This is a genomic window from Colwellia sp. SU-HH01217 (assembly GCF_057543495.1).
This window is the reverse complement of the sequence record NZ_BAAJLX010000001.1, coordinates 282758-304700: the sequence shown is the minus strand read 5'-3', so window position 1 is coordinate 304700 and position 21943 is coordinate 282758. Positions and strand designations below refer to the sequence as shown.

At 37.1% G+C, this 21943-nt stretch carries 20 protein-coding genes and 1 tRNA gene; 15 read left to right on the top strand and 6 right to left on the bottom strand.

The annotated features are described in order from the left end of the window. Positions 1-248: 248 nt before the first annotated feature. From AC27G3_RS01265 to AC27G3_RS01250, 4 genes are all read left to right on the top strand, one after another. Positions 249-333: transfer RNA gene (locus AC27G3_RS01265), tRNA-Leu, on the top strand. A 185-nt stretch (positions 334-518) separates the two neighbouring features. Further along, positions 519-917 (top strand): disulfide bond formation protein B, encoded by a 399-nt coding sequence (locus AC27G3_RS01260; protein WP_487118022.1) that lies wholly within the window; start codon positions 519-521, stop codon positions 915-917. Between the two features lie 109 nt (positions 918-1026). Then, positions 1027-1758 (top strand): hypothetical protein, encoded by a 732-nt coding sequence (locus tag AC27G3_RS01255; RefSeq protein ID WP_487118020.1) that lies wholly within the window; start codon positions 1027-1029, stop codon positions 1756-1758. Between the two features lie 232 nt (positions 1759-1990). Beyond that, on the top strand, positions 1991-2947 hold the full coding sequence (locus AC27G3_RS01250) for a GGDEF domain-containing protein (RefSeq protein WP_487118019.1): 957 nt from the start codon (positions 1991-1993) through the stop codon (positions 2945-2947). A gap of 61 nt (positions 2948-3008) precedes the next feature. Here AC27G3_RS01250 and AC27G3_RS01245 read toward each other — a convergent pair whose 3' ends face one another. The 3 genes from AC27G3_RS01245 to AC27G3_RS01235 all read right to left on the bottom strand — a co-directional run bounded on the left by AC27G3_RS01245 (position 3009) and on the right by AC27G3_RS01235 (position 6404). After that, positions 3009-4238, bottom strand: coding sequence for a hypothetical protein (locus AC27G3_RS01245; RefSeq protein WP_487118017.1), 1230 nt, complete (start codon positions 4236-4238; stop codon positions 3009-3011). Next, complete coding sequence (locus tag AC27G3_RS01240) at positions 4238-5380, bottom strand: MbnH family di-heme enzyme (RefSeq protein WP_487118015.1); 1143 nt, start codon at positions 5378-5380, stop codon at positions 4238-4240. Before AC27G3_RS01240 ends, AC27G3_RS01245 begins: the two co-directional genes overlap by 1 nt. An 85-nt stretch (positions 5381-5465) precedes the next feature. Beyond that, positions 5466-6404 carry an MbnP family copper-binding protein gene (locus tag AC27G3_RS01235; protein WP_487118014.1) on the bottom strand — a complete coding sequence of 313 codons (939 nt, stop codon included), beginning with the start codon at positions 6402-6404 and terminating at the stop codon, positions 5466-5468. Between the two features lie 515 nt (positions 6405-6919). On the opposite strand from AC27G3_RS01235, the gene AC27G3_RS01230 reads away from it, so the two are divergent. The 7 genes from AC27G3_RS01230 (at position 6920) to AC27G3_RS01200 (ending at position 16565) form a co-directional block, all read left to right on the top strand. Continuing rightward, the gene (locus tag AC27G3_RS01230) at positions 6920-8176 is read left to right on the top strand and encodes an efflux RND transporter periplasmic adaptor subunit (protein WP_487118012.1); all 1257 of its coding nucleotides are present in this window, start codon (positions 6920-6922) and stop codon (positions 8174-8176) included. A gap of 59 nt (positions 8177-8235) precedes the next feature. Beyond that, positions 8236-8967, top strand: coding sequence for an ABC transporter ATP-binding protein (locus tag AC27G3_RS01225; RefSeq protein WP_487118010.1), 732 nt, complete (start codon positions 8236-8238; stop codon positions 8965-8967). 1 nt (position 8968) lies between these two features. Then, positions 8969-10282 carry an ABC transporter permease gene (locus tag AC27G3_RS01220; protein WP_487118008.1) on the top strand — a complete coding sequence of 438 codons (1314 nt, stop codon included), beginning with the start codon at positions 8969-8971 and terminating at the stop codon, positions 10280-10282. 8 nt (positions 10283-10290) lie between these two features. Further along, entirely contained in the window at positions 10291-11496 is a 1206-nt protein-coding gene (locus AC27G3_RS01215; RefSeq protein WP_487118006.1) for an ABC transporter permease, read from the top strand. 99 nt (positions 11497-11595) lie between these two features. After that, complete coding sequence (locus tag AC27G3_RS01210; RefSeq protein WP_487118004.1) at positions 11596-12942, top strand: sigma-54-dependent transcriptional regulator; 1347 nt, start codon at positions 11596-11598, stop codon at positions 12940-12942. Further along, positions 12942-14237 carry a sensor histidine kinase gene (locus AC27G3_RS01205; RefSeq protein WP_487118002.1) on the top strand — a complete coding sequence of 432 codons (1296 nt, stop codon included), beginning with the start codon at positions 12942-12944 and terminating at the stop codon, positions 14235-14237. The genes AC27G3_RS01210 and AC27G3_RS01205 overlap by 1 nt, the downstream gene beginning before the upstream one ends. Positions 14238-14735: 498 nt before the next feature. Then, positions 14736-16565 carry an SLC13 family permease gene (locus tag AC27G3_RS01200; RefSeq protein ID WP_487118000.1) on the top strand — a complete coding sequence of 610 codons (1830 nt, stop codon included), beginning with the start codon at positions 14736-14738 and terminating at the stop codon, positions 16563-16565. A gap of 121 nt (positions 16566-16686) precedes the next feature. Here AC27G3_RS01200 and AC27G3_RS01195 read toward each other — a convergent pair whose 3' ends face one another. Further along, positions 16687-17358, bottom strand: a complete 672-nt coding sequence (locus tag AC27G3_RS01195; RefSeq protein WP_487117998.1) for a mechanosensitive ion channel family protein — start codon at positions 17356-17358, stop codon at positions 16687-16689. Between the two features lie 416 nt (positions 17359-17774). After that, positions 17775-17885, bottom strand: a complete 111-nt coding sequence (locus AC27G3_RS01190) for a hypothetical protein (RefSeq protein WP_487117996.1) — start codon at positions 17883-17885, stop codon at positions 17775-17777. Positions 17886-18143: 258 nt separating this feature from the next. Here AC27G3_RS01190 and AC27G3_RS01185 point away from each other — a divergent pair, with 258 nt between their 5' ends. From AC27G3_RS01185 to AC27G3_RS01175, 3 genes are all read left to right on the top strand, one after another. After that, on the top strand, positions 18144-19115 hold the full coding sequence (locus AC27G3_RS01185) for a magnesium transporter CorA family protein (RefSeq protein ID WP_487117994.1): 972 nt from the start codon (positions 18144-18146) through the stop codon (positions 19113-19115). A gap of 284 nt (positions 19116-19399) precedes the next feature. Next, a complete protein-coding gene (locus AC27G3_RS01180; protein ID WP_487117993.1) occupies positions 19400-19618 on the top strand; it encodes a hypothetical protein in 219 nt (72 codons plus the stop codon). Between the two features lie 21 nt (positions 19619-19639). After that, positions 19640-19903 carry a hypothetical protein gene (locus tag AC27G3_RS01175; RefSeq protein ID WP_487117992.1) on the top strand — a complete coding sequence of 88 codons (264 nt, stop codon included), beginning with the start codon at positions 19640-19642 and terminating at the stop codon, positions 19901-19903. A gap of 123 nt (positions 19904-20026) precedes the next feature. Here AC27G3_RS01175 and AC27G3_RS01170 read toward each other — a convergent pair whose 3' ends face one another. Next, positions 20027-20875 (bottom strand): LysR family transcriptional regulator, encoded by an 849-nt coding sequence (locus tag AC27G3_RS01170; protein ID WP_487117991.1) that lies wholly within the window; start codon positions 20873-20875, stop codon positions 20027-20029. Positions 20876-21032: 157 nt separating this feature from the next. On the opposite strand from AC27G3_RS01170, the gene rimK reads away from it, so the two are divergent. Beyond that, complete coding sequence (gene rimK / locus AC27G3_RS01165; RefSeq protein WP_487117990.1) at positions 21033-21938, top strand: 30S ribosomal protein S6--L-glutamate ligase; 906 nt, start codon at positions 21033-21035, stop codon at positions 21936-21938. Positions 21939-21943 lie beyond the last annotated feature (5 nt).

The window sequence follows — 21943 nt, the reverse complement described above, 5'->3', positions numbered from 1 at the left end:
AGATAAAAGAATTTAAAGCGTGATAATTAACAGGTCGCTCATTTTATTTTTAGTAACATGAGAGGTTTTGAATATTTAACAGACACTTAATACCAATAAGCTAAAAAAACGGTTGCCAATAACACTGGCTTTTGTATAATGCGTGCCTCTAACAGAGCTTGCGAAGCTCTTGGATAGCTAACAAAGAAATAAATTTTTTCATAATAAAATAGATTTCTTTGCAAGTTTGAAACTTGTAACACCTCTTTGCCGGAGTGGTGGAATTGGTAGACACGACGGATTCAAAATCCGTTGCTTTCGAGCGTGACGGTTCAAGTCCGTCCTCCGGTACCATTGATATTAAAGCCCTAATTCGAAAGAGTTGGGGCTTTTTTTTTCTTGTATCATTTATAATGTAATGGTTGATTTTAAAACAGAACTGACCCAATTTTATGTTTTGACACTGCTTACTTTACATATAAAGTAAGTATTTTAAATGAAACCTTTATAAAATAAACTAAATCTGTAAAGAGAATATTATGAACATATTAACGTTAGAACAACTGACGAAGTATCGCCGATTTATTGCCGTGCTTGCTATCGCGATATCTGCCTTGGCTTGGATGACAGAATTTACAGGCTTAGTCTATATCTGCCCTTATTGCCGTGTTCAGCGAACAGTTATTGGTATACTTGGCGTTATGTTACTTTTATTTATAAAACCCAATTGGTTAGTAAAGTATTTTGCCATTGTTGTAGGATTTTTAGGGGCCGTTGTTGCCGCTATGCAACACTTTAATGGTTGGAAAAAAATATCCTCAGGAGAATTCACATTTAATGAGAACATCTTTATTGATTCATTCTTATTATCAGGTGGTGCACTCTTTATTATTATTGGTCTAGTATGCTTGCTGCTCAATAATACTAATAAAAAATAGCATTGCAGCGGTTATTTTAATTGAAAGTTAATGATTAAATCACAACTATCATTGAGATTATTTTATGCTATATTGTCAAATAAAATACTAACAGAAAGAAATAAAGCAGATGAATAAAGTATTGTTAATTATAATGTTTTTTTATTCAACAATTGTACATTCAAACAATGTAATCGATATTACTTATTTTATTTCGGATAAGTCTTCTGCTCCTATTCAAATCCCTTCTGAAAACAGCGGTATAGTAACAGACGTTTTAAAAAAAATAGATATCCCTAATGTAAATCTAGTGTATAAAACATTGCCATTTAAGCGACTGCTTTTAACACTGGAGAAATCAACAACACCTTGGATTACTTACGGCTCTGCTAAATGGGATGATCCTCGAAAACTTAATTTGTCTGCCACCCCATTCATGACAGTTGAACATGTATTAATGACAACGCCAGAAACTCCTTATAAATCAGTAGCAAGTATCCTTGATAAAGGGTTAGTTTTAATTCGAGGGTTTCATTACCCTGGTTTAATAGAGTTTGTAAACAAAATGCCGGAAAAGGTTTTTTATGTTAAAACGCATGAGGCAGCTATAAAAATGGTACTCAAAGGTCGGGTAGCCGGATTCGTCGGAATGAAATCTAGACTTAACTATCAATTAAAAAAATTGAAAATTGACAGAGAAAGCATAGTTTTCCACCATTTTTCAGATATTATCCCTAATTACGATGTTAATTTAAGCTTTTCAAGCAACTTCCCAAAAACGCAAAGGGATTCAATTGAAAATCAGCTATATCAGCTAAAGCAAACAGGTCAACTTGAGGTTATATTACAAAAGTATAAATAAATGCTTTATTAATAATGTCCTATATTACGTTCAATTTAGCTTTAAACAGAATACTTACTTCGTCATTCATACCATTTAATTTAATTATCCTTTTATAGATATACAATAGCCGTAAACCTGAAAGGCTAATTTGTAAACAGGCCAGTAAGGCTCGCCTTAAAATAATTACAATTTATCGTTTAAATGCTGTACTTGTTCTATAGTTTCATAAAAGGGAATATTGTGAGTGGATATGTTAAAGAAAATTTTTGATGGTAGTTTTATGCCTCATGGCCATTGTCTATTATGGCGAGAAGATTTACTTTTTTTGACTTTAGTTGGTGACGGATTAACGGTAATTACCTACAGTATAATCCCGATAGCTCTTATCTATTTTATTAAAAAAAGAAAAGACTTAGAATTTGATAAAATATTTATATTATTTGCTGCATTTATTGCTTTTTGTGGAATGACTCACTTTATTTCCATGATTAATATTTGGCACGGATATTACTATATCCAAGGCATATTAAAATTCTCTACAGGATTAGTATCTATCACTACAGCGATAGTGCTTTGGCGTTTGATGCCAAAGATATTGGCTATTCCAAGTATGAAAATATTAAGTGATAAAAATGAAAAGTTACTGATTGCACAAGAAGAACTTGAACAAGCTAACCGTACCCTTGAAGACAAGGTGAAAGAACGCACGCAATTACTTCAAGAATTAGCAGATACCGACCAATTAACTCTCGTAAAAAGTCGACGAGCCATATTAACCGATTTAGAAAATGAGTTTCACCGGGTTAAACGTCACCCAGCCTCGCTTTCGTTATTGATGTTAGATGTCGACTACTTTAAAGCAATAAACGACGATTTTGGTCATTTAGAAGGTGATAAAGTATTAACGGCAATTGCAAAAGCTATTAATGACTCATGCCGTCAAACAGACTCTGTTGGTCGTTATGGCGGTGAAGAGTTTTTAATTATACTACCTGAAACGAATATTGATGCAGCAAAGGGATTAGCTGAAAGAATACGAGCAGCTGTAGCTGATTTAAAAGTAAGAGACGATGTAAAAGTCACTTGTAGTATTGGCATTGCCACTTTAAAAGAAGAAGAGTCAATTTTTGAGCTTATTCAAAAGTCTGACGAGCACGTATATCAAGCTAAAGAGCAGGGGCGAAATCAAGTCTATTTTGAAAGCTAAATTGTGTAATATACACAATTGGTGTCTCAGACAAACATTATGCACTTTAAGCATGTTTTACTTATAAAATATTATAGCGCCACTGTATTCCTAAACTAATAATGTTATTGACTTGCGAAGGTTGATTACTTTCATCTCTCATCCATTCGGTACGTAATATAAAATCGGGGTGTAATGCATTGTGCCAACTTACACTTAATCTGTTGGGTTCAAATCCGTTATTGTTTAATCCCACTTGTTCGATAAATGTTTGTGTTGTTTGATGAAATTGGTTTTGAGCACTTAATATTTCATATGCTAGATGTAGACTATGCTTTTTTCTTTCTAGAGACGTTGTAAAACGATAGGAGTTTTGAACAGAGTCCATTAACGCACTTTGTGTTGTTGTAAACACTTGACCATCTATTTGCGCTTGCATCCATTCAAATTCGTTATGCCACCGCCAGAGTCCGTATATCCACGTGGTATTTAAATACACGCCCGTACTGAGAGTGTCACCAGTAAAATACGACTCTGCATTATTATTAATGGTTACACCGTGACTATGTCCTTGACTGTAACGTAAATCTTTTCTTTGGTCTGCTTCACTGTACATTACCCAAAACTTACTCATTGTTTGAAAGTTTTGATATTGAAATTTTAAATGGGTGAAAGCTGAAACACTCCCTTCTCCAGAGGTCGCAGGGAAATTATCACCATTGAATAATTCAATGCCTAATTTATAGTCAAAATTATTTTTATGCTTTGCATTCGTTTTATTTAATGAATTAGTAAAAGCCAGTCTAGCGCCAATGTCGTTAAAATGACGACCAAATAATATATCTGCTGATAATGGTGCTTGGCTGAATGTATCTGTTGAGGAATGATAGTTGAGTGTATCTGTTACCTCTGTTGTCATTTTACCCGCTTCAAATTGAAGTTGTTGTTGGGCGATATGAAATTCGGTTCCAAACCACAAGTTTTCTAACTCAATGGTATTTTCGCCGCCGTGACTATGTCCACTAATTTTTGCTGCAACATAATAATCGTTATTTACGTTTAGGTAACCTTGGAGCTGTATATCATCTAAACTAGCTCCTTCTTCGTTCGGTACAGCCTCACCACCAACTAAGAAGCCTTGAGGTTGCCATACTTCGCCATTTTCAACTATTTGATTATTACGATACGTTGCAGCAGCTAATACTTTAATGGAATTTTTATCAAATAATGAGGCATTTTGATGCGCTATCGCCGGTTTGGCAGTCACTGTGAATAAAGTTAGTAACCAAATACATTTAAGAGATTTAGACATTAATTGCCCTTATGAGGATTAGAGAATTTTTCATCATTAATAAAGTCATAATCGGAAAGCGATTCCAAAAATGCTACAACAGCGTCAATTTCTTCATCAGTGGCAGTGAAGCCAGTAATTAACGCAGATTTATAAGGATTATTTCGACCATCGCCAGCATTACTGCCTGATGTAGTTAAGCTGCCGCCTCTGGCGTAATGTTTTACTACATCTCTTAATGTATCGATACTACCATCGTGCATATAGGGCGCGGTAAACTCTATATTGCGTAATGAAGGAGGTCTAAACTTTCCTTTATCGGCAGGATCTGACGAGAGATCATATATGCCCTGATCTTCTTGTGGATAACTACCGTCATTGCCAATGTTGTATAAGCCGTTATTAAAAAATGGAAAAAGTATTGAATCACTTATTGAGTTTGAGTCTTTATACGATACAGTAAAATTAATGCCTGTATGACAGTGAAAGCACTCAAATTTTTCACCATTAAATAAACTGAATCCTTGTTTTTGCTGTTCTGTTAACGCAGATTTATCGCCGTTTGTATACTGATCATAAGGACTGTTGGCACTGATCATCGTTCGTACAAAGCTCGCAAGTGCAAAAATAATTTTATTCATGGTTGCTTCAGAGGTGCTTTGTGGGAAAGCTGCTTTGAACATTTTTTGATAATTTTCATCATCATTAAATCGACTTAACACGGTATCAATTTCTGCGTCTGTTACTCCTAATTCAATTGGATCATCAGCACGAATAGGTACATTGAGTTGGTCTTCTAATTCGAAAAAAGTGTCATTACTCCAAGTAAATGTAGCATTATAAGCAACATTACTAAGCCCCTGGCTATTACGTACTAATTGATGCCCCGTTGATCCTGTTGGAGTAACAATACCATCTGCAAAGGCATTTATTTGAAAATGGCATGAGCCGCAAGACTGTGTTTGATTAGCGGACAATTGTGTGTCGTAAAATAGAAAACGCCCTAAAGTGATTTTTTCCTGGGTTAACGGGTTGAATTCAGGAATAGCGGGTAATGGCATATGCTCTGGTAATGCTAATAAGCTACGTAAATCTTGTTCACTTTCAGTTGAAACAACCGTTGTTGTGGAAGATACGTTACAAGCTGAAATAGAAAGTAGCATAACTAGCACCATTGCGTTTGGGGAGCGTTGGGTTCCACTGAGACACTTTAGTGCTAATAGTAAGATAATATTGCTCTGCATGTATTTATTCTTTAATAAATACAAGGTTTGCTTCTGCATCCGCACTACCTAATGCTAGGTCAAGACCAAAGTTTTCAAAAATAGCAGGGCAATCTGCTTGCATAGGGCTTGAATGACATGAAACGGTAGGCGTTGCTTCATCGCCTGTTGCCATAAAAGTGACATTTCGCAAAAGTGCATCTAAGTCAACAACAATGGTGTTATTGGCAGGATCAAAGTTACTTAGAGTAACTTTCGGTGTATTCACTGAATCACAAGTATCTTTTTCTTCTAGTGCAAGTAAACCATCACCACCACAATTTCTACTGCCTAAATGTACTAAACCTTTACCTGAAACTTCTGCGGTATTTTCAATAGTGAAGTTCATAACAAAGTGACGATAGCCACTTGCCCAAGACCAATACATTTCATTCAAAGGTGTCGGTGCATCTTCTTGCGCATTGGTCGCAATGACATCTTTCATAACCGACTGTGGTACGCCAACATCAAAGCTAACACTGGTAACTTTCTCACCTAACAATGTACCGCTAATACTGCTGTTGACTCTTTCTGTACCACCTAAGGCTTCATCTGAACAAGCGCCTGAGGTATTACTTGTTAAATCAATTAAACCGACAAAACCTTGTTCACTTTGGCGCTGGAAATCATTGGAAGCTAATTCAATACTAACTTCTTCATTGTTTTCGTTATAAAATTTAATGTTACTGACATAAAAGCGTAAATCGCTGATAGCAATAGCATGTAGTTCGTCAGTACCAAATTGATTATGGGAGTTATCACAAGTCACCGTTTCTCCTGCACTTTTCGCGATAAAGTTAAGTGAGAATGGCGTATTTTCTTGAACGCTACTTTCACTGTCAGAGCCACAACCCGCTAATAAAACCATTGATACTATCGTTATTGAAAAAGTATGTTTAAGAGAAAAATTTAAGTGTGTAAACATTAATGTATATCCCATCGAATTTTAATTAGCTTCCATTATATCGATGGAGGAGAGAATGCAGGTGTGACTAATTGTCGCGATTTTAATATAAATTACTGTTATTTAATTAATATTTACTGATTATTGGATAAGGCATTGTACGAATAGGTGTTTTAGAGCACACAGTACGTTATTAGCTCTACACCTTATAGAAAACTAAAAATACGAACACTCCTTCACTAAGTCTGTAATAAAGTGTCCGGCTCGGACACTTTATCTGTCCGCGGACGCTTTAAGAACGAATGAAAAATAATAATATTGATAATTATCAATAGGTTATTTTGTGGCATGATCTTAGCTTTAATAAGTTCATATTACTATTTTTAAGGTGTATGAATACAACTTTTCATCACCAGGAGAGTGTCACTTGTTAGCCATATATTTGTTATTATATCCGGTTTTCGTGTTAGCCATTGCTGGTATTGTGAGCCTAGTTGAAGCCCGAATTGGTGAGAAAAATCACTGGAGTTTGGATCATGATTAAGGATACCAGTGCTCAAGATACAGCGCTTGAATCAAAGCCCAATAGAATAAAGCTTACTTTCAGCGTTATCGTATTTTTCATTGTCATTGCTTTTATCGTTAAAGCGATTATGGGGAGTTCTTCAGTAACTCGTTCGTTTGATCGCGCCTCGGTACAAGTTGCTAGTGTTGAGTTGGGCGATCTTGTTCGTGATATCGTGTCCAATGGTCGTATTGTTGCGGCAAATGCACCAAAAATTTATAGCTCTGAACAAGGTTTTGTTTCGCTTAGAGTAAAAGCCGGTGATGAAGTCTCAATAGGCCAAATCGTTGCAACAGTGGACAGCCCTGAACTTGCCAATCAGCTTAAGCAACAAGTGTCAGAAATGGATCGGCTTAAAGGTGAACTGGCACGCCAAGAGTTAGATGCCCGCAGTCAAACATTACAGTTAACCAAACAACTGGATATTGCACATGTTGATTTAGAAGCTGCACTGCGTGAAAACCGACGTGCAAATGCCTCCATGAAGAATCACCTCATCAGTCAAATAGACTTTGAGAAAGCCGTTGATGATCTTGCCAGAGCAACCCTTACACAAAAGCATGCCAAAGAAGAAGTCGCCATTGCGAAAGATCGACTAGCCTTTGAACTGGAAAGCGCGAGAAGCACCGTATCTCGTCAAGCATTGGTACTTGAGGAACTAGAGCGCAAAATAAGTGAGTTAAATATACTTGCCACAGTGAATGGGGTGGTCGGTAATTTAATTGTACAACCTCGTGCATTAGTGAATAAAAATGATGTCCTAATGACGCTAGTAGATTTAAGTGCATATGAAGTTGAACTCAACGTAGCAGAAAGTTATGCCAACGATTTAGCCATTGGTATGCTAACCGAAATCACGATTGCTGGCACAACACTCATGGGGAAGTTATCTGCTATATCGCCTGAAGTGAAAGATCGTCAAGTAACCACACGTGTGCGTTTCGATCAACAACAACTCAGCGGCATCCGTCAGAACCAGCAAGTTTCAGCAAGAGTGTTACTTGAAAATAAATCCAATGTTATGAAAGTGCGCCGTGGAAGTTTTATGCAGTCAGGTGGTTTTTATGCTTTCAAACTTGAAGGTGATATCGCCACCAAAGTTAACATTCAAATAGGCGCAACAAGTATGCGCGAAGTAGAAATACTTTCAGGCCTAAAGCCAAACGATCAAATTATTATTTCCAACTATGACGAATACAGTAATACTGACACTTTCTTATTGAATTAGAGAGTTTACATATCAGTTCATAGCATAAGCCCAATAGATAACAAGCAAGGAAAACAACCATGTTAAGTATGAAGAATATTAGTAAAGTATATCAAACGGAAAAGGTACAAACCCATGCACTTCGGGACTTTAATCTAGAGGTTGAAGAAGGTGAATTCATCGCGGTTACCGGTCCTTCAGGCTCAGGTAAAACAACATTTTTGAATATTGCAGGCATGCTTGAACCTTTTTCTAGCGGTGATTATATGCTGGATGATGTGAACGTAGGCTCCTTAAGTGATAACAAACGAGCTGATTTGAGAAATCAAAAAATTGGTTTTATTTTTCAGGGGTTTAATCTTATTCCAGATTTGAATTTATACGAAAATATTGAAGTACCGCTACGCTACCGTGGTATTCAATCTTCAGAGCGTAAACGCCGGATCGAAGAGTGCTTAGAGAAAGTCGGTTTAGCCAGTAGAGCTAAACATTTACCGCAACAGTTATCCGGTGGGCAACAACAAAGGGTTGCTATTGCCAGAGCACTTGCAGGTAAACCACGTTTTTTACTGGCTGATGAGCCGACAGGCAACTTAGATAGTTTAATGGCGCGGCAAGTGATGGAGTTATTAGAAGATATTAACCATGAAGGCTCAACGATCATTATGGTTACTCATGATCAAGAGTTGGCTCGTCGTGCACCACGTAATATTCAAGTTGTTGATGGTCAATTAGCAGACTTCACCTTGTATCAAAACAAAACTATGGATGCATTTGCAGCACAAGCAGCCCAACCTGCAGTTGAGGTGTAAAATGTTTTTACATTATATAGATTTGAGTTGGCGTAGTTTGAAACGTACGCCATTAGTATCAACGCTAATGATACTGGCCATTGCAATTGGTATCGGCATAACTATGACAAGTTTGTCGGTTTATCACATGATGTCTATGGATCCCATTCCAAATAAAAGTGATCAATTATTTGCGGTTCAATTAAACACAACCGACGATGGCAACAGCTGGTGGACGCCAGATAACGTGCCACTGCAACTGACCTATAAAGACGCTATGTATTTACATAACGCTGAAACACCTGTGCGAAAAACGGCGTCAATTCGAACAGCCTTTACTGTGCATATGAACAACCAAACACTTAAACCGTCATTATCAGACGTTCGAGCTACGGGTAAGGACTTCTTTGCTATGTTCGATCTGGATTTCATCTACGGCTCAGCTTGGACTGTTGAACAAGAGAAAGCAGCCGAAGCAGTACTGGTTATTGATGAAACGCTTAATGACAAGCTTTTTGGTGGGGGAAATTCCGTTGGCAAACAAATTTACCTCGACGACACTATTTTTACTGTGGTTGGTGTTATTAAGAAATGGAAAATTCATACCAAGTATTACGATCTTAATAATGGTTCGTTTAATTCGCCTGAACCTATCTTTATTCCCATTACTTTGTGGGAGCCGATGCAGTTAGTAAGTCATGGCAATACGAACGGTTGGAAACATGAAGGAGTGACAACTTTTGAAGGTCAACTGCAATCTGAAATGTTTTGGGTGCAATTTTGGGCTGAGTTACCAACGACTAACGATGTACAAAAATATCACGCCTTTCTTTTTGCTTATTTAACAGAACAAGGAACTAAAGGTCGATATACGCGTGAAAATCCTGAATACAATTTAAAAGATGTGAACGAATGGATGGTTTACAACAAGGTTGTCTCAGAAGACAACAAAATACTTGTCGGTTTAAGTTTCATGTTTTTAGCTGTTTGCCTAGCTAATATCTTAGGGCTATTACTTGGAAAATTCCTGCGAAGGGCACCAGAAATAGGGGTTCGTAGAGCTTTAGGCGCAAGTAAACGTCAGATATTCCTACAACATATTGTTGAAGTATCAGTACTTGGTTTGCTTGGAGGACTTATCGGTATTGCTATAGCGCAGTTGGGATTATGGGGAGTGCGTGTCACTAGTAGCGAATTTACCGAGCTTGCAGATATGGACTTAAGTATGCTTTTAGCCGCTCCCACCATTGCCATTGGTGCTTGTATTCTCGCTGGTATTTACCCTGCTTGGTTAGTGTGTAAAACACAACCTGCTATCTACTTAAAAACGCAATAGGAGCTATTATGTTTGAAATTAAGCCAATATTTAATTCGTTGCTTCGCTCAAAAGCGGGGGCGATTATGTTACTTATTCAAATTGCTATAACAACCGCTATTGTGAGCAATGCTGCCTTTATTGCCAAGGACCGCATTGATTTTCTTTCGCAAGAAACGGGTTACCCTGAAGATGAAATATTTAGCTTCGTTACTATGACTTTTGACAAGGAGCTCGATATCATTCAGAAGTTTGAAGAAACGGAAACCATGATAAGAAACTTACCCGGCGTAAAAAATGCTAGTTTGTTCAATGCGGTACCCTTGTCTGGTAGTGGTTCGGCGAGCGGGTTAAGGTTAAAGCCAGCGACAGATATAGGACCAGATGTTCGAACCGCTTACTTTTCAGCGGATGAAAATGGGTTAGACACGTTAGGCATAAACCTCATTGAAGGAAGAAATTTCCGTGCAGATGAAGTTATTGTGTCAGCTAGCCGAGACATTTTTCCGAAAGTTATCATTATTACACAAGCTCTAGGTTTAGAGCTCTTCCCCAATGGAGATGCATTGGATAAGATCGTTTACTTTGGTGTTGCACCAATGAAAATTATCGGAATAACTGAGCCAATGAAGGGCCCTTGGCTTAAAGATAGTCGTCCGGATAATGTGTCAATTATGCCCTTTGTTAGCGCGTCTATGTTTCAAAAAATTATTGTGCGAACTGAGCCTGGTCAGCGTGCCGCAATTATGCGCCAAATAGAAGATTTAATGATTCAAGACCATAACAAACGAGTTATCATTCGCTTGCAAGGTATGGATGAAGCTAAACAAGAGCAAAACTCCCCAGACATATTAATGTTACGTATGCTCATTGTCTTGATCATAGTACTCGTTTTGATTACTGCGCTTGGCATCTTTGGCCTTACCGTGTTTAATATTAATAAACGCACTAAACAAATAGGTACACGACGTGCATTAGGGGCTAGAAAATCAGCCATAGTGCGGTACTTTTTAGTTGAAAATGGCATTATTTGCTTATTTGGTATTGCTTTAGGTTCCATTGCTGCGTTATTAATGGGTCAAGTATTATTGGAGAACTATTCTATGCCGGCCCTCGATCCAGTATATATTGTAATAACAACCGTATGTGTTTTTAGTGCAAGCTTGTTGTCGGTAGTTATGCCGGCATATAAAGCGGCAAACATCTCGCCTAGCATTGCTACTCGAAGTATTTAATCGATATAATTGGTAGGCTAATGCACTTGTTCTTGCAAGCAAAATACCGTAAGAACAAGTCAGTAAGCTGCAAAGGAATATACAAATAATGAGTGGACAATGGATAAGATATTAATCGTTGATGACACACCCGCAGTATTGCAAGCCTTGTCGTTGCTGCTTGAAATTCACGGTTATGAGGTTATCACTACCACGTCGCCTAGGCAGGCTTTGCAGTATGCGAATCAGCTACGCGTATCCCTTGTTATTCAAGATATGAACTTCACCAGGGATACAACTTCTGGTGAAGAAGGTAAAGAGCTATTTTACCAACTGCGCACCTTAGATCCGCATTTACCGATTATTCTGATCACAGCCTGGACTGATTTAGAGCAAGCAATTGAATTGGTAAAGGCCGGTGCTGTGGATTATATCGCCAAACCTTGGGATGACCAAAAATTAATCAACACTGTTGTTAACTTAGTTGCCTTAGGTAAAGCTAATCAAGCCAGTGATAAGTTACAACGACAACAAGCGGCCAGTGAAAGCACTAAGTCAGTTGCTAATAATGTTGGTCTTGTTTATGCCAGTGCAGCAATGCAACGTGTTGTCGATTTAGCTGTTCAGGTCGCAAAATCTGATATTTCAGTATTAATTACCGGTGCCAACGGTAGCGGTAAAGAAAAAATAGCAGAGGTCGTACAAGCTAACTCTCAATTAGCTGACGCGCCTTTCATCAAAGTCAATTGTGGGGCTTTGCCTGCTGATTTAATCGAAGCAGAATTATTTGGTGCTGAAGCTGGAGCCTATACAGGTGCAAACAAAAAGCGAATTGGCTTGTTCGAAGCTGCTGATGGCGGCACCCTGTTTTTAGATGAAATAGGTAACCTTCCATATTCTGGACAAACAAAATTATTGCGTGTTATCCAAACAGGCGAGTTTCAACGCCTCGGCTGTGTAAACACCATCAAAACAAAAGTCAGAGTTATTTCGGCGACAAATAGTAATCTTACTGATGCCATATCTAGCGGTGAATTCAGAGAAGATTTGTACTACAGACTCAATGTGATCGAACTGCAAGTGCCTGACATGGCAGATAGATTAGATGATATTATGCCTTTAGTTCACTACTTTCTACCCAACAGAGAGTTAAGCTTGTCTGCGGAAAATAAGCTTAAAAGCCATCATTGGCAAGGCAATGTAAGAGAGCTTGAAAACACCTGTAAAAGAGTTGCGGTATTAAAACCAAACGGTGTGATTGAAGCGGATGATTTCGCCTTTAGCGAGCGAGTAGATACAGTGTCTCAAGCGTTCATATCAAAGCCAGTAAATGTTGAACCCACCAAAGAAGAATTGGAAATTGCCATGCGAGAACAGCAAGGTGTTATTGCCCGCATCGCCCGTCATTTTGGTTTAAGTAGGCAAGCTTTATATCGACGTTTAGATAAATTTGAGATCCCATACTGATGCTTTCCAATGTACTACCTAGAATTATTGTCGTCGTTGCAGTTGTTAGCATTATATGCACAACTCCACTGTTTTATATGGACGGTTTGTCCTTAAACATAAAGCTGTTAAGTGCATTGAGTCTAGTCATTTTTACTATTTTATTCACTCGCTTTTTGTTACGGGATATTCGAGCAGGGTTATCTGCGCTGGAGCTTGGATTATTGAATTTAAAAGACGGTGAGTATTCCACAACCTTGGCTTATCAAAATGAAGATGAGCTTGGTAAGTTGTGTACTCTTTATAACACTACTGCGCTGCAACTACGTGAAGAGAAGCATTGGCTGTTTCAACGAGAGCTTCTGTTAGATAAAATTACGCAAAGCTCGCCTGAAGTTTTATTTCTTATCAATGATCAGCAACAAGTTATCTTTAGCAATATTGCGGCTAGGCGCTTCTTTAATTGCCCTAAAGGACTTGATGGTAAAAGGCTTTCCAGCTTATTAAAGTCGGCTCCCGAAGGAGCTGAAGTTGCTATTGAAGAAAAAAAAGAAGGTCTTTTCTCAATGGTTGTTGGTGCTGATGAGCCGCAAACATGGCATATGTCTACCGGTAATTTTTCATTAAATAATCAACCTCATACACTTTTCATTTTAAAACAAATGACACGAGAACTAAGTCGGCAAGAAGTCGCGGTTTGGAAAAAGGTTATTAGAGTCATTAGTCACGAGTTAAACAATTCATTAGGACCAATTTCATCCATGTTGCATAGTGGTAAAATACTTAGTGAAAATTTTAACGAAGCCCGTTTAGCGCGAGTTTTTTCTACCATTGATGAGCGCATCAAACATTTGAGTGATTTTGTACAGGGCTACGGAAAATTTGCAAAGCTGCCAGAGCCAAAAATTCAAGCAATTGATTGGAGTCAATTACTCACAACGCTTCAAGCGCAATGGCAGTTTGTTAATATGTCTGAATCTGGCCAAGTAGTCTATGCCGATCCAGTGCAGCTAGAGCAACTACTGATCAACTTATTAAAAAATGCGCACGAGTCTGGTTCAAAACCAGATGATGTGAGTATTACGCTAGAGCAACGTACAACTGAGTCTTGTATCTTGGTTATGGACAAAGGAAAGGGCATTTCCGATGTCGTCATGGCAAGCGCTTTAATTCCCTTTTACTCTACAAAAGCCAGTGGTAGCGGACTCGGTCTTGCATTGTGCCGAGAAATCACAGACGCACATCATGGTCAAATCGGTTTATTTAACCGAGATGAAGGCGGTTTAGCCGTAAGAGTAGTGTTACCTTTTCGCTAATCTAGTGTCTAATTTGAATATTGGCCTTCCCAATTAAGTGTTATTTTTTTCAAAATACCTAACAGTTAACTCCATCAATAAAAAATGAATAATAATAGGTAACACAATCCAATAGGAATATATCGCAAAAATCTCTTGAAAAAAGGTCAAAAAACTGGGAAACATAAAAGCGCAGGCAAATACAATACTGGGCAAAATATAGAGATTATCGATTTTTGAAGCCAGATAACCAAACGCTATACCTGAAATTGCGATGATTAGCATTCCTAGCATAATTTTTATTCCTTAAATTTATTCCTTAAATAAAGTATCAGATATCGATAGATTGAGTATCCAAAAAACGAATTTTGAGTATATACTGGATTAAATGTGAATTACAGTTGTGGATTATTCTTAATAATAGTGAGGTTTTTCAAGCATATTATGCTTAATTATTAAGAACAATTTAACAGTGTAAATAACGGTGTCATTACACCCATTTAATTAATTGGTATTCATTTGACTATTCCTGATCTCCCTAATTATCACGCCTTGGCCGTTTTATTAATTACCGCGTTTGCGCTTTATCTTTTCCGCCGTGAAGACACGCCTCTAGAAACCTCTTCTTTAGCTGTTATCGCTATACTGTGTTTAATGTTTGCTTTATTCCCTTTTTATATTGATGGCGAACATTTTGAGGCAAGTTCATTGTTTTCTGGTTTTGGGCATGAGGCTTTGGTCACTGTTTGTGCATTAATGATTATTGGGCAAGGTATTGTTCGAACAGGCGCTTTAGAGCCCATAGGACGCTACTTGGCAAAACTGTGGAAAATAAGTCCAACCTTGTCTTTATTATTAACGCTGATTCTTGCGGGCACATTAAGTGCCTTTATTAATAATACGCCAGTTGTCGTTTTATTATTGCCTATTTTAATCAGTGTTTCTTTGCGCAATAAAACTGACTCATCACCTTTGCTTTTACCAATGGGCTTAGCGACTTTAGTCGGCGGAATGACCACGACAATAGGCACTTCTACCAACCTTTTAGTTGTTAGTATTGCTAAAAATATGGGAGTGGCTGAGTTTGAAATGTTTGATTTTATCAAACCTGCGTTAATTGCTGCTGTAGTTGCCATCTTTTACTTATGGTTGATAGCGCCCAAGTTACTTCCTAGGCGCACTCCATCTATGCCTGACACTTCTCCACGTTTATTTAGCGCATATCTTAATATTAATGAAGAGAGTGACATAAACGAGAAAACAATTGCTGAAATAATCGCGTTAACCGATGGGCAGTTGAAAATAGACAGTATTCAGCGAGGCCCCGATAATCGAAATATTATGACGTTACCTGATACCGTATTGATTGCAGGTGACCGATTAAAAGTTCACGATTACCCTGATAGACTTGTGGAATATGCCACTATTTTAGGCGCGACTTTATTTTCAGGCTTACATAAAGTCGATGATGAACACCCATTAAAAGCTGAAAAACAAACCTTAGCTGAAATTGTCATAATTTCTGGCTCAGGTGTAGAAGGAAAAACTTTACAACAAGCTAATTTTATTCAAAAACATGCAATGACCGTAGTCGCTTTGCATCGTGCAGGTAAAGCCATGGAAATAGGGCGTCAAAGTATAGGCAATATTCGTTTGAGAATAGGCGATGTATTATTAGTACAAGGTGAAACAGAGCAATTTGCTTCATTAAAATCGAGAAAAGGCTTGTTAATTATCGATGGTGCAGAAGCGCTACCTCAAACCAGTAAAGCGCCTATTGCTTTGGGGACATTACTCGCTGTTGTTGTAACGTCAGCACTGGGTATTTTACCTATTGAAATTAGTACGATATGTGGCGTACTGGTATTGTTGTTTACTAACTGCTTAAATTGGCGCGAAGTTTCATCGGCGCTCAGTACACAGGTTATTTTAATTGTTGCCGCTTCTTTAGCATTAGGATCGGCAATGATGGTAACTGGCGGGGCTGAATACATTGCCCAAGTATTTGTCGCGTTCTCTCATGGATTACCACCGGGTGGTGTATTGTCAGCATTAATGTTGCTATTAGCTATTTTAACGAATATTGTTTCTAACAATGCCGCTGCTGTTATCGGAACACCTATCGCTATTTCTGTGGCGCATCAACTTAACCTGTCACCTGAACCTTTTATCCTAGCGGTATTATTTGGTGCTAATTTAAGTTATGCCACGCCGATGGCGTATAAAACTAATTTATTGGTGATGAACGCTGGGGGATATCATTTTTCTGACTTTATGAGAATTGGTATTCCACTTATTTTGCTGATGTGGATAACATTATCATTTGTTCTTAATTGGATGTATTTGTAGCTTAGTGGTCTGTGTGCTCTACATAACGAAACCGGAAAACTTTTCATTAACGATAAAAAAGCCGTAATGACATTCATAGTGTCATTACGGCTTCTTGAGTAATTACTGGGTATTTTTATCGTTATACAGATTTTTGCGCAAACCATAAACGCATAAAATCTGCCGTAAGTTTTTGCTCAATCTCCATTGCATTTTCTGTTGGACAAAAAATAGTAAAAAAGACCTGTGTTTCACCAATATCTGATGTAGCCACTTGAATATGCGGCTCTGGACCGGCGATGTTGATATCTAATCGATTTTCAATTAAATGATTATATCGAATCGCTACATCTTTAAAATCTTCACAATAAGAGTTTGCTTTTTCATGAAGCTCATCAAGAAACTCAAACGGGTTTACTGTGTTATCGCGCACAATAGTAAAATGATGCATTGCATAACGTTTTAAAAAGTTTAAGTTTTTAATCACAGAAGTAATCATTTGGCTGTTAGGCAAATATAACGTTTTCCCTGTGTATTGATAATCATCTTTATCAACTTCTAAAAGTGTGAGCTTAGCCCAATCTGTAGAATGTACTTCTCCCATATAGTTACCTACTTGAATCCAGTCACCGACACGAAAAGGCCTGCTTGATAATAGATATAAAAAGCCAATAAAGCACTGAATAAACTCGCGGGTTGCTAATACTATGGCGACAATAAAGGCAGCAATTGAAAAAGCAAATTTTTGAATTTCTACCGACCAAACATTAAAAATCATGATAATAATTAACATAGTAAAAATATTATTTACCATGTTAATTTGAATTCTTTTATCTTGCTTAGATTTACGCTTTATAATTTTTATAATTAAATGCTTGAACATAAAAAAGGCGAAAATGAGCAATAAAGTTACTACAATTTTATGCTCAAAAAGTAATTCACTTAAGCTAGATGAATTTAAATTAGTACTTAACCATTCCATGATAACGTTGTTGCCTATTGTTTGAGTGCAGACTCGTAAGTCTTAATGTATTTGCGTTGTATTCGCTTTGTTGTAACGTAGAGTGTTTTAAACGTTGCAGTAACGAATATTTTGGCAATTGTAAGTTAATCAAAGAAACTATCAAGTGCTAAAAACTACTTGGTTTAATCGAATAAAGTGATTAAACCAAGTATTTATATTCAATGAATACTATCGCAGAAGTTATATGATCTCAGGGAGCATGCCTTTTAGCCTGTTAGTACCGAATCAGAAAGCATAGTGAGTAATACATTAATAGCAACATTACCCCATAAAATTATTGCCAATAAGAAATTTGAGTCATCCCTAAGTTGTAGCACTTTTTTTGCTGCTTTATTCCCCTTTTTTACTCAACTTCTAAATGTAATCGACTAATAGAAAAAAGGCTAAATTTAATCCTGAAATATAGCAGATTGTGTAATATACAAAAGGCAATGGAACACCAAATAATGATGTCTGTAGACATGTAATACTCGCTAATAAGGCAACTAATGATTGATGTTTATTAATAAATATTACTTAATAGATAAACTTACTAATCAGCGAATTCACTTTTGTAACCGATGGGATAACTGTTCATGATAAAATGTATGTTAGTTTCACCTTCAAGCCCTGTAAAAATAGGCGGTGAAGAGCTGAAAAACGAATGGGAGCAAGATCAGAGTTCATTACTGTGGATTGATCTTGATAATACCGATAAAGCTGTAGAAAAAGAGGTCTTAACCCAGTTTGGTTGTCACCCGCTTGCTATTTTAGATGCGCAAAGAGACAGACACCCTCCTAAAGTAGAGTTATTTGATGATTATATTTTTCTGCTTTACCGAGGTTTTAGTGCTAAAGATGATAGTTTAGCTTTTGCACATTTACAAATTAGTATGTTTATTGGTAAACGCGTCTTAATTACCTGTCACAACGAAAGTTCTCTGGCTATTAATGCTTTATTTAACGAAAGCAATAGTAAACATTTATTAAAAAGCCCGATACATTTAGCATTGAAAATATTTCACAGTAGCTGCGGCTACTATCTTCAACAACTCTTTACCTTTGAATCAAAGCTTGAGCAGGTTGAAGATGAATTTCAACGCAGTGGCAATGATAATATGATGAGAGAAATTACGACTTATCGCTCGCAACTGGTTAAAATTAAACGTACTTTTAATTACCATGTCACTATTGGTAATGCGTTAAATATGTACCTTGAAGATGAAGAAACGTCGTTAATAACTGATAAAGAAATACATACGATTAATGATCTCATGGACCGATTAGATCGCTTACATAGCCTTTCTCAAATGTACTATGATATTTGTGGAGATTTAATTAATGGTTATATGTCTGTTACTTCGCATCAATTAAATTCAACTATGCGGATACTCACTGTAATTACTGCTTTATTTGTCCCATTAACCTTTTTAGCAGGAATCTACGGAATGAATTTTGAACATATTCCAGAGCTTAAATTCAAGTATGGTTATTTTACTTTGCTCGGTGTTATGTGTGTGATTTCAGTTGTGTTGATTGTGTTATTCAAAAGAAAACGCTGGTTGTAGAAAATAATATTGCTCTAATCAATCGTGAAGCAGCGCATACCTCATTAGAGGTATGCGCTGCTCTTACAGGTTTTTCTCTCTAATAGTAAGTACGTATAAATCTTAATAATTCCTTCCGTCAATCGACTGTTTATTATACTTTTTTGCTAAAATATAGTGTTACATACCTTTGTCTGATAAAAAAAAGTGATTAATAATGCGAAAATTTTTTGCTTTTCTCCTAATAAAAAACAACTCATTATCTAGCTGAAAACACAACATTGATTTTTCATAAGGTAAAAGAGATGGATATTGATACATACGACGATATAGATATTGATGACGATGATGAATTCGATACGGGCATTGCAGGTTTCGAAATTGCTTATGGCACAGGTAACAAAAAAGCCATTAGACGAACAGCAAAATACAGATATCATATTAAACAAAAACTTGATTCGCTTCACGAAAAGCGATTTATTAACAGACAAATTGACACATTGAGTGATTTTTGGGACAGATAATCCCCTTTAAAGAGAATAACGATGAAAAAAATAATTTTAGTTTTAACAATGTTAACGTTAACAACCGCTTTTGCAAGTAATGACGACAGCGAAGTCGAAATTATGATCGCGTCTGAAGACTATGTTATGAGTCTTGTTCAAGTATGCAAAGAATACGCTACTGAAGATGAAACTAGTCAAGATGAATTAAAGCGGTATTTGCTTGTTTGTATTAACGATGAACTAGAGTCTAGCTTTTATGCGCCAATAAAAACGTTACCGAAAATGGTAACGTTAGACGACTAAGTTTATTGTTAAATTTATAAGTAACTCAAATTAGTAAGAAAATATATTTGTTAATGTGATCTTATTTAGTTTGAGTTTACTTCACTTCACTTCACTTCACTTCACTTCACTTTAGTTATGCCATTAAACTGTCACATAAGGGAATAGGTGCAGTACATTTTCAATTAATTCTTTTTTTTGACTCTTTGCTAAATAAGCAGCAAAAATTTCTCGGGAATAAACGGGCGCTTCTTCAACAACAAAGAGTTGATTGTTTTTAATGTACTCGAATGTCATTTGTCTGGGCAAATAAGCACAACCCCCAGCATCTAATAAAAAGTTTAGCGCGATACGCGGCTGACTCATATAATGCCTAGCTGGCGGCGAATGCTGAAACTCTCGTAAGTGTTGTGCATTAACCGCCTCGCCATAATCCACCATAATATAATTTGTTAACGAACGCTCGCCGGTAATATCTTCAGGATCTGTTGTTACTAGATGTAAGGGCACACTCGCCACTTTTTCTGTAATTAAATCTTCAACAAAAGGGGGCTCGAATAAAAAAGCCAAATCAATTACTCGACTAAGTACGCTTTTCCTTAATTCTGTTTGTGAGTAATTACTGGTGAACAGGCTAACGTCTTCAAGGTTTCGATGAATTTTTGTTAACCAATCCTGTAACACTATGTCCCAAATCGACATCATAGAGCCAATCACTAACTGATGGGCATCACTGTCGGCTATACCTACATCTTGCTTGGTTTTCTGCCACATAAATAGTAATTCATTCGCATGCTTTATTAGTCTGTTGCCTTCAGGCGTTAGCTTTAAATGCTTTTGACTTCGGTCAAATAATAATACCCCTAAGTCATCTTCTAGTAATTTAATTCGAGCGCTTACAGCAGATTGCGTAATAAATAAGTTTTCAGAGGCTATTCTAAAGTGCAAAGTACGGCTCACCTCAAGAAAGGTCTTTAGTAACTCAATTTTCATATAATCAAAACCTCATCTAATCAATTTTTTTGATTGAACCTATCAAAATATAGCGTTTTATTGTTATGTGCTATAACTATACACTCAGTTTCAATTATTTCATCACTATTTATTACGTACTTATTTAGTACCAGTGAAAAACAAAAAAGGCTTTATTATGAAAATAGCTATTTTATCTAGAAACGAAAATCTTTATTCCACTCGCCGTTTAAAAGAAGCGGGTGAGGCCATGGGGCATCAAGTGGATATTATTGACACGCTACATTGCTACATGGATATTACCAGTACCCGATCAACAGTTCGTTATCACGGTAAAGAACTGCCAATGTACGATGCGATTATTCCACGTATTGGCGCATCTATTACATTTTATGGTACGGCAGTAGCAAGGCAATTTGAGATGATGGGAACATTTAATATTAACGAGTCGGTTGCTATCAGCCGCTCTCGCGATAAATTACGTTCTTTACAGTTACTATCTCGAAAAGGTATTGGTTTGCCACGTACCGGTTTTGCTTGCAAACCTGACAATATTAAAGATTTGATTAAAAATGTCGGCGGTGCTCCAGTGGTCATTAAATTGCTAGAAGGCACGCAAGGCATAGGTGTGGTATTGGCTGATACAGCAAAAGCGGCAGAATCTATTATTGAAGCCTTTATGGGCTTAAAGGCCAATATTTTGGTACAAGAATTTGTCAAAGAAGCAGGTGGTGCCGATATTCGTTGTTTAGTGATTGGCGGTAAAGTGGTTGCGGCTATGAAACGTCAAGGCGCTGAGGGTGAATTTCGTTCTAACTTGCATCGTGGTGGGTCTGCTGAGGTTGTAAAACTTTCAAAAGCAGAGCGCGAAACAGCGGTAAATGCAGCAAAAGCAATGGGCTTGAATATGTGCGGAGTCGATTTATTACGCTCACAAAATGGTCCTATGGTGATGGAAGTTAACTCATCGCCAGGTTTAGAAGGTATAGAGAAAGCAACAGGTAAAAATGTTGCTGGTATGGTGTTTGAATTTTTAGAGAAAAATGCAAAACCTAATAGCACAAAAACCCGTGGCAAAGGCTAAGTAGA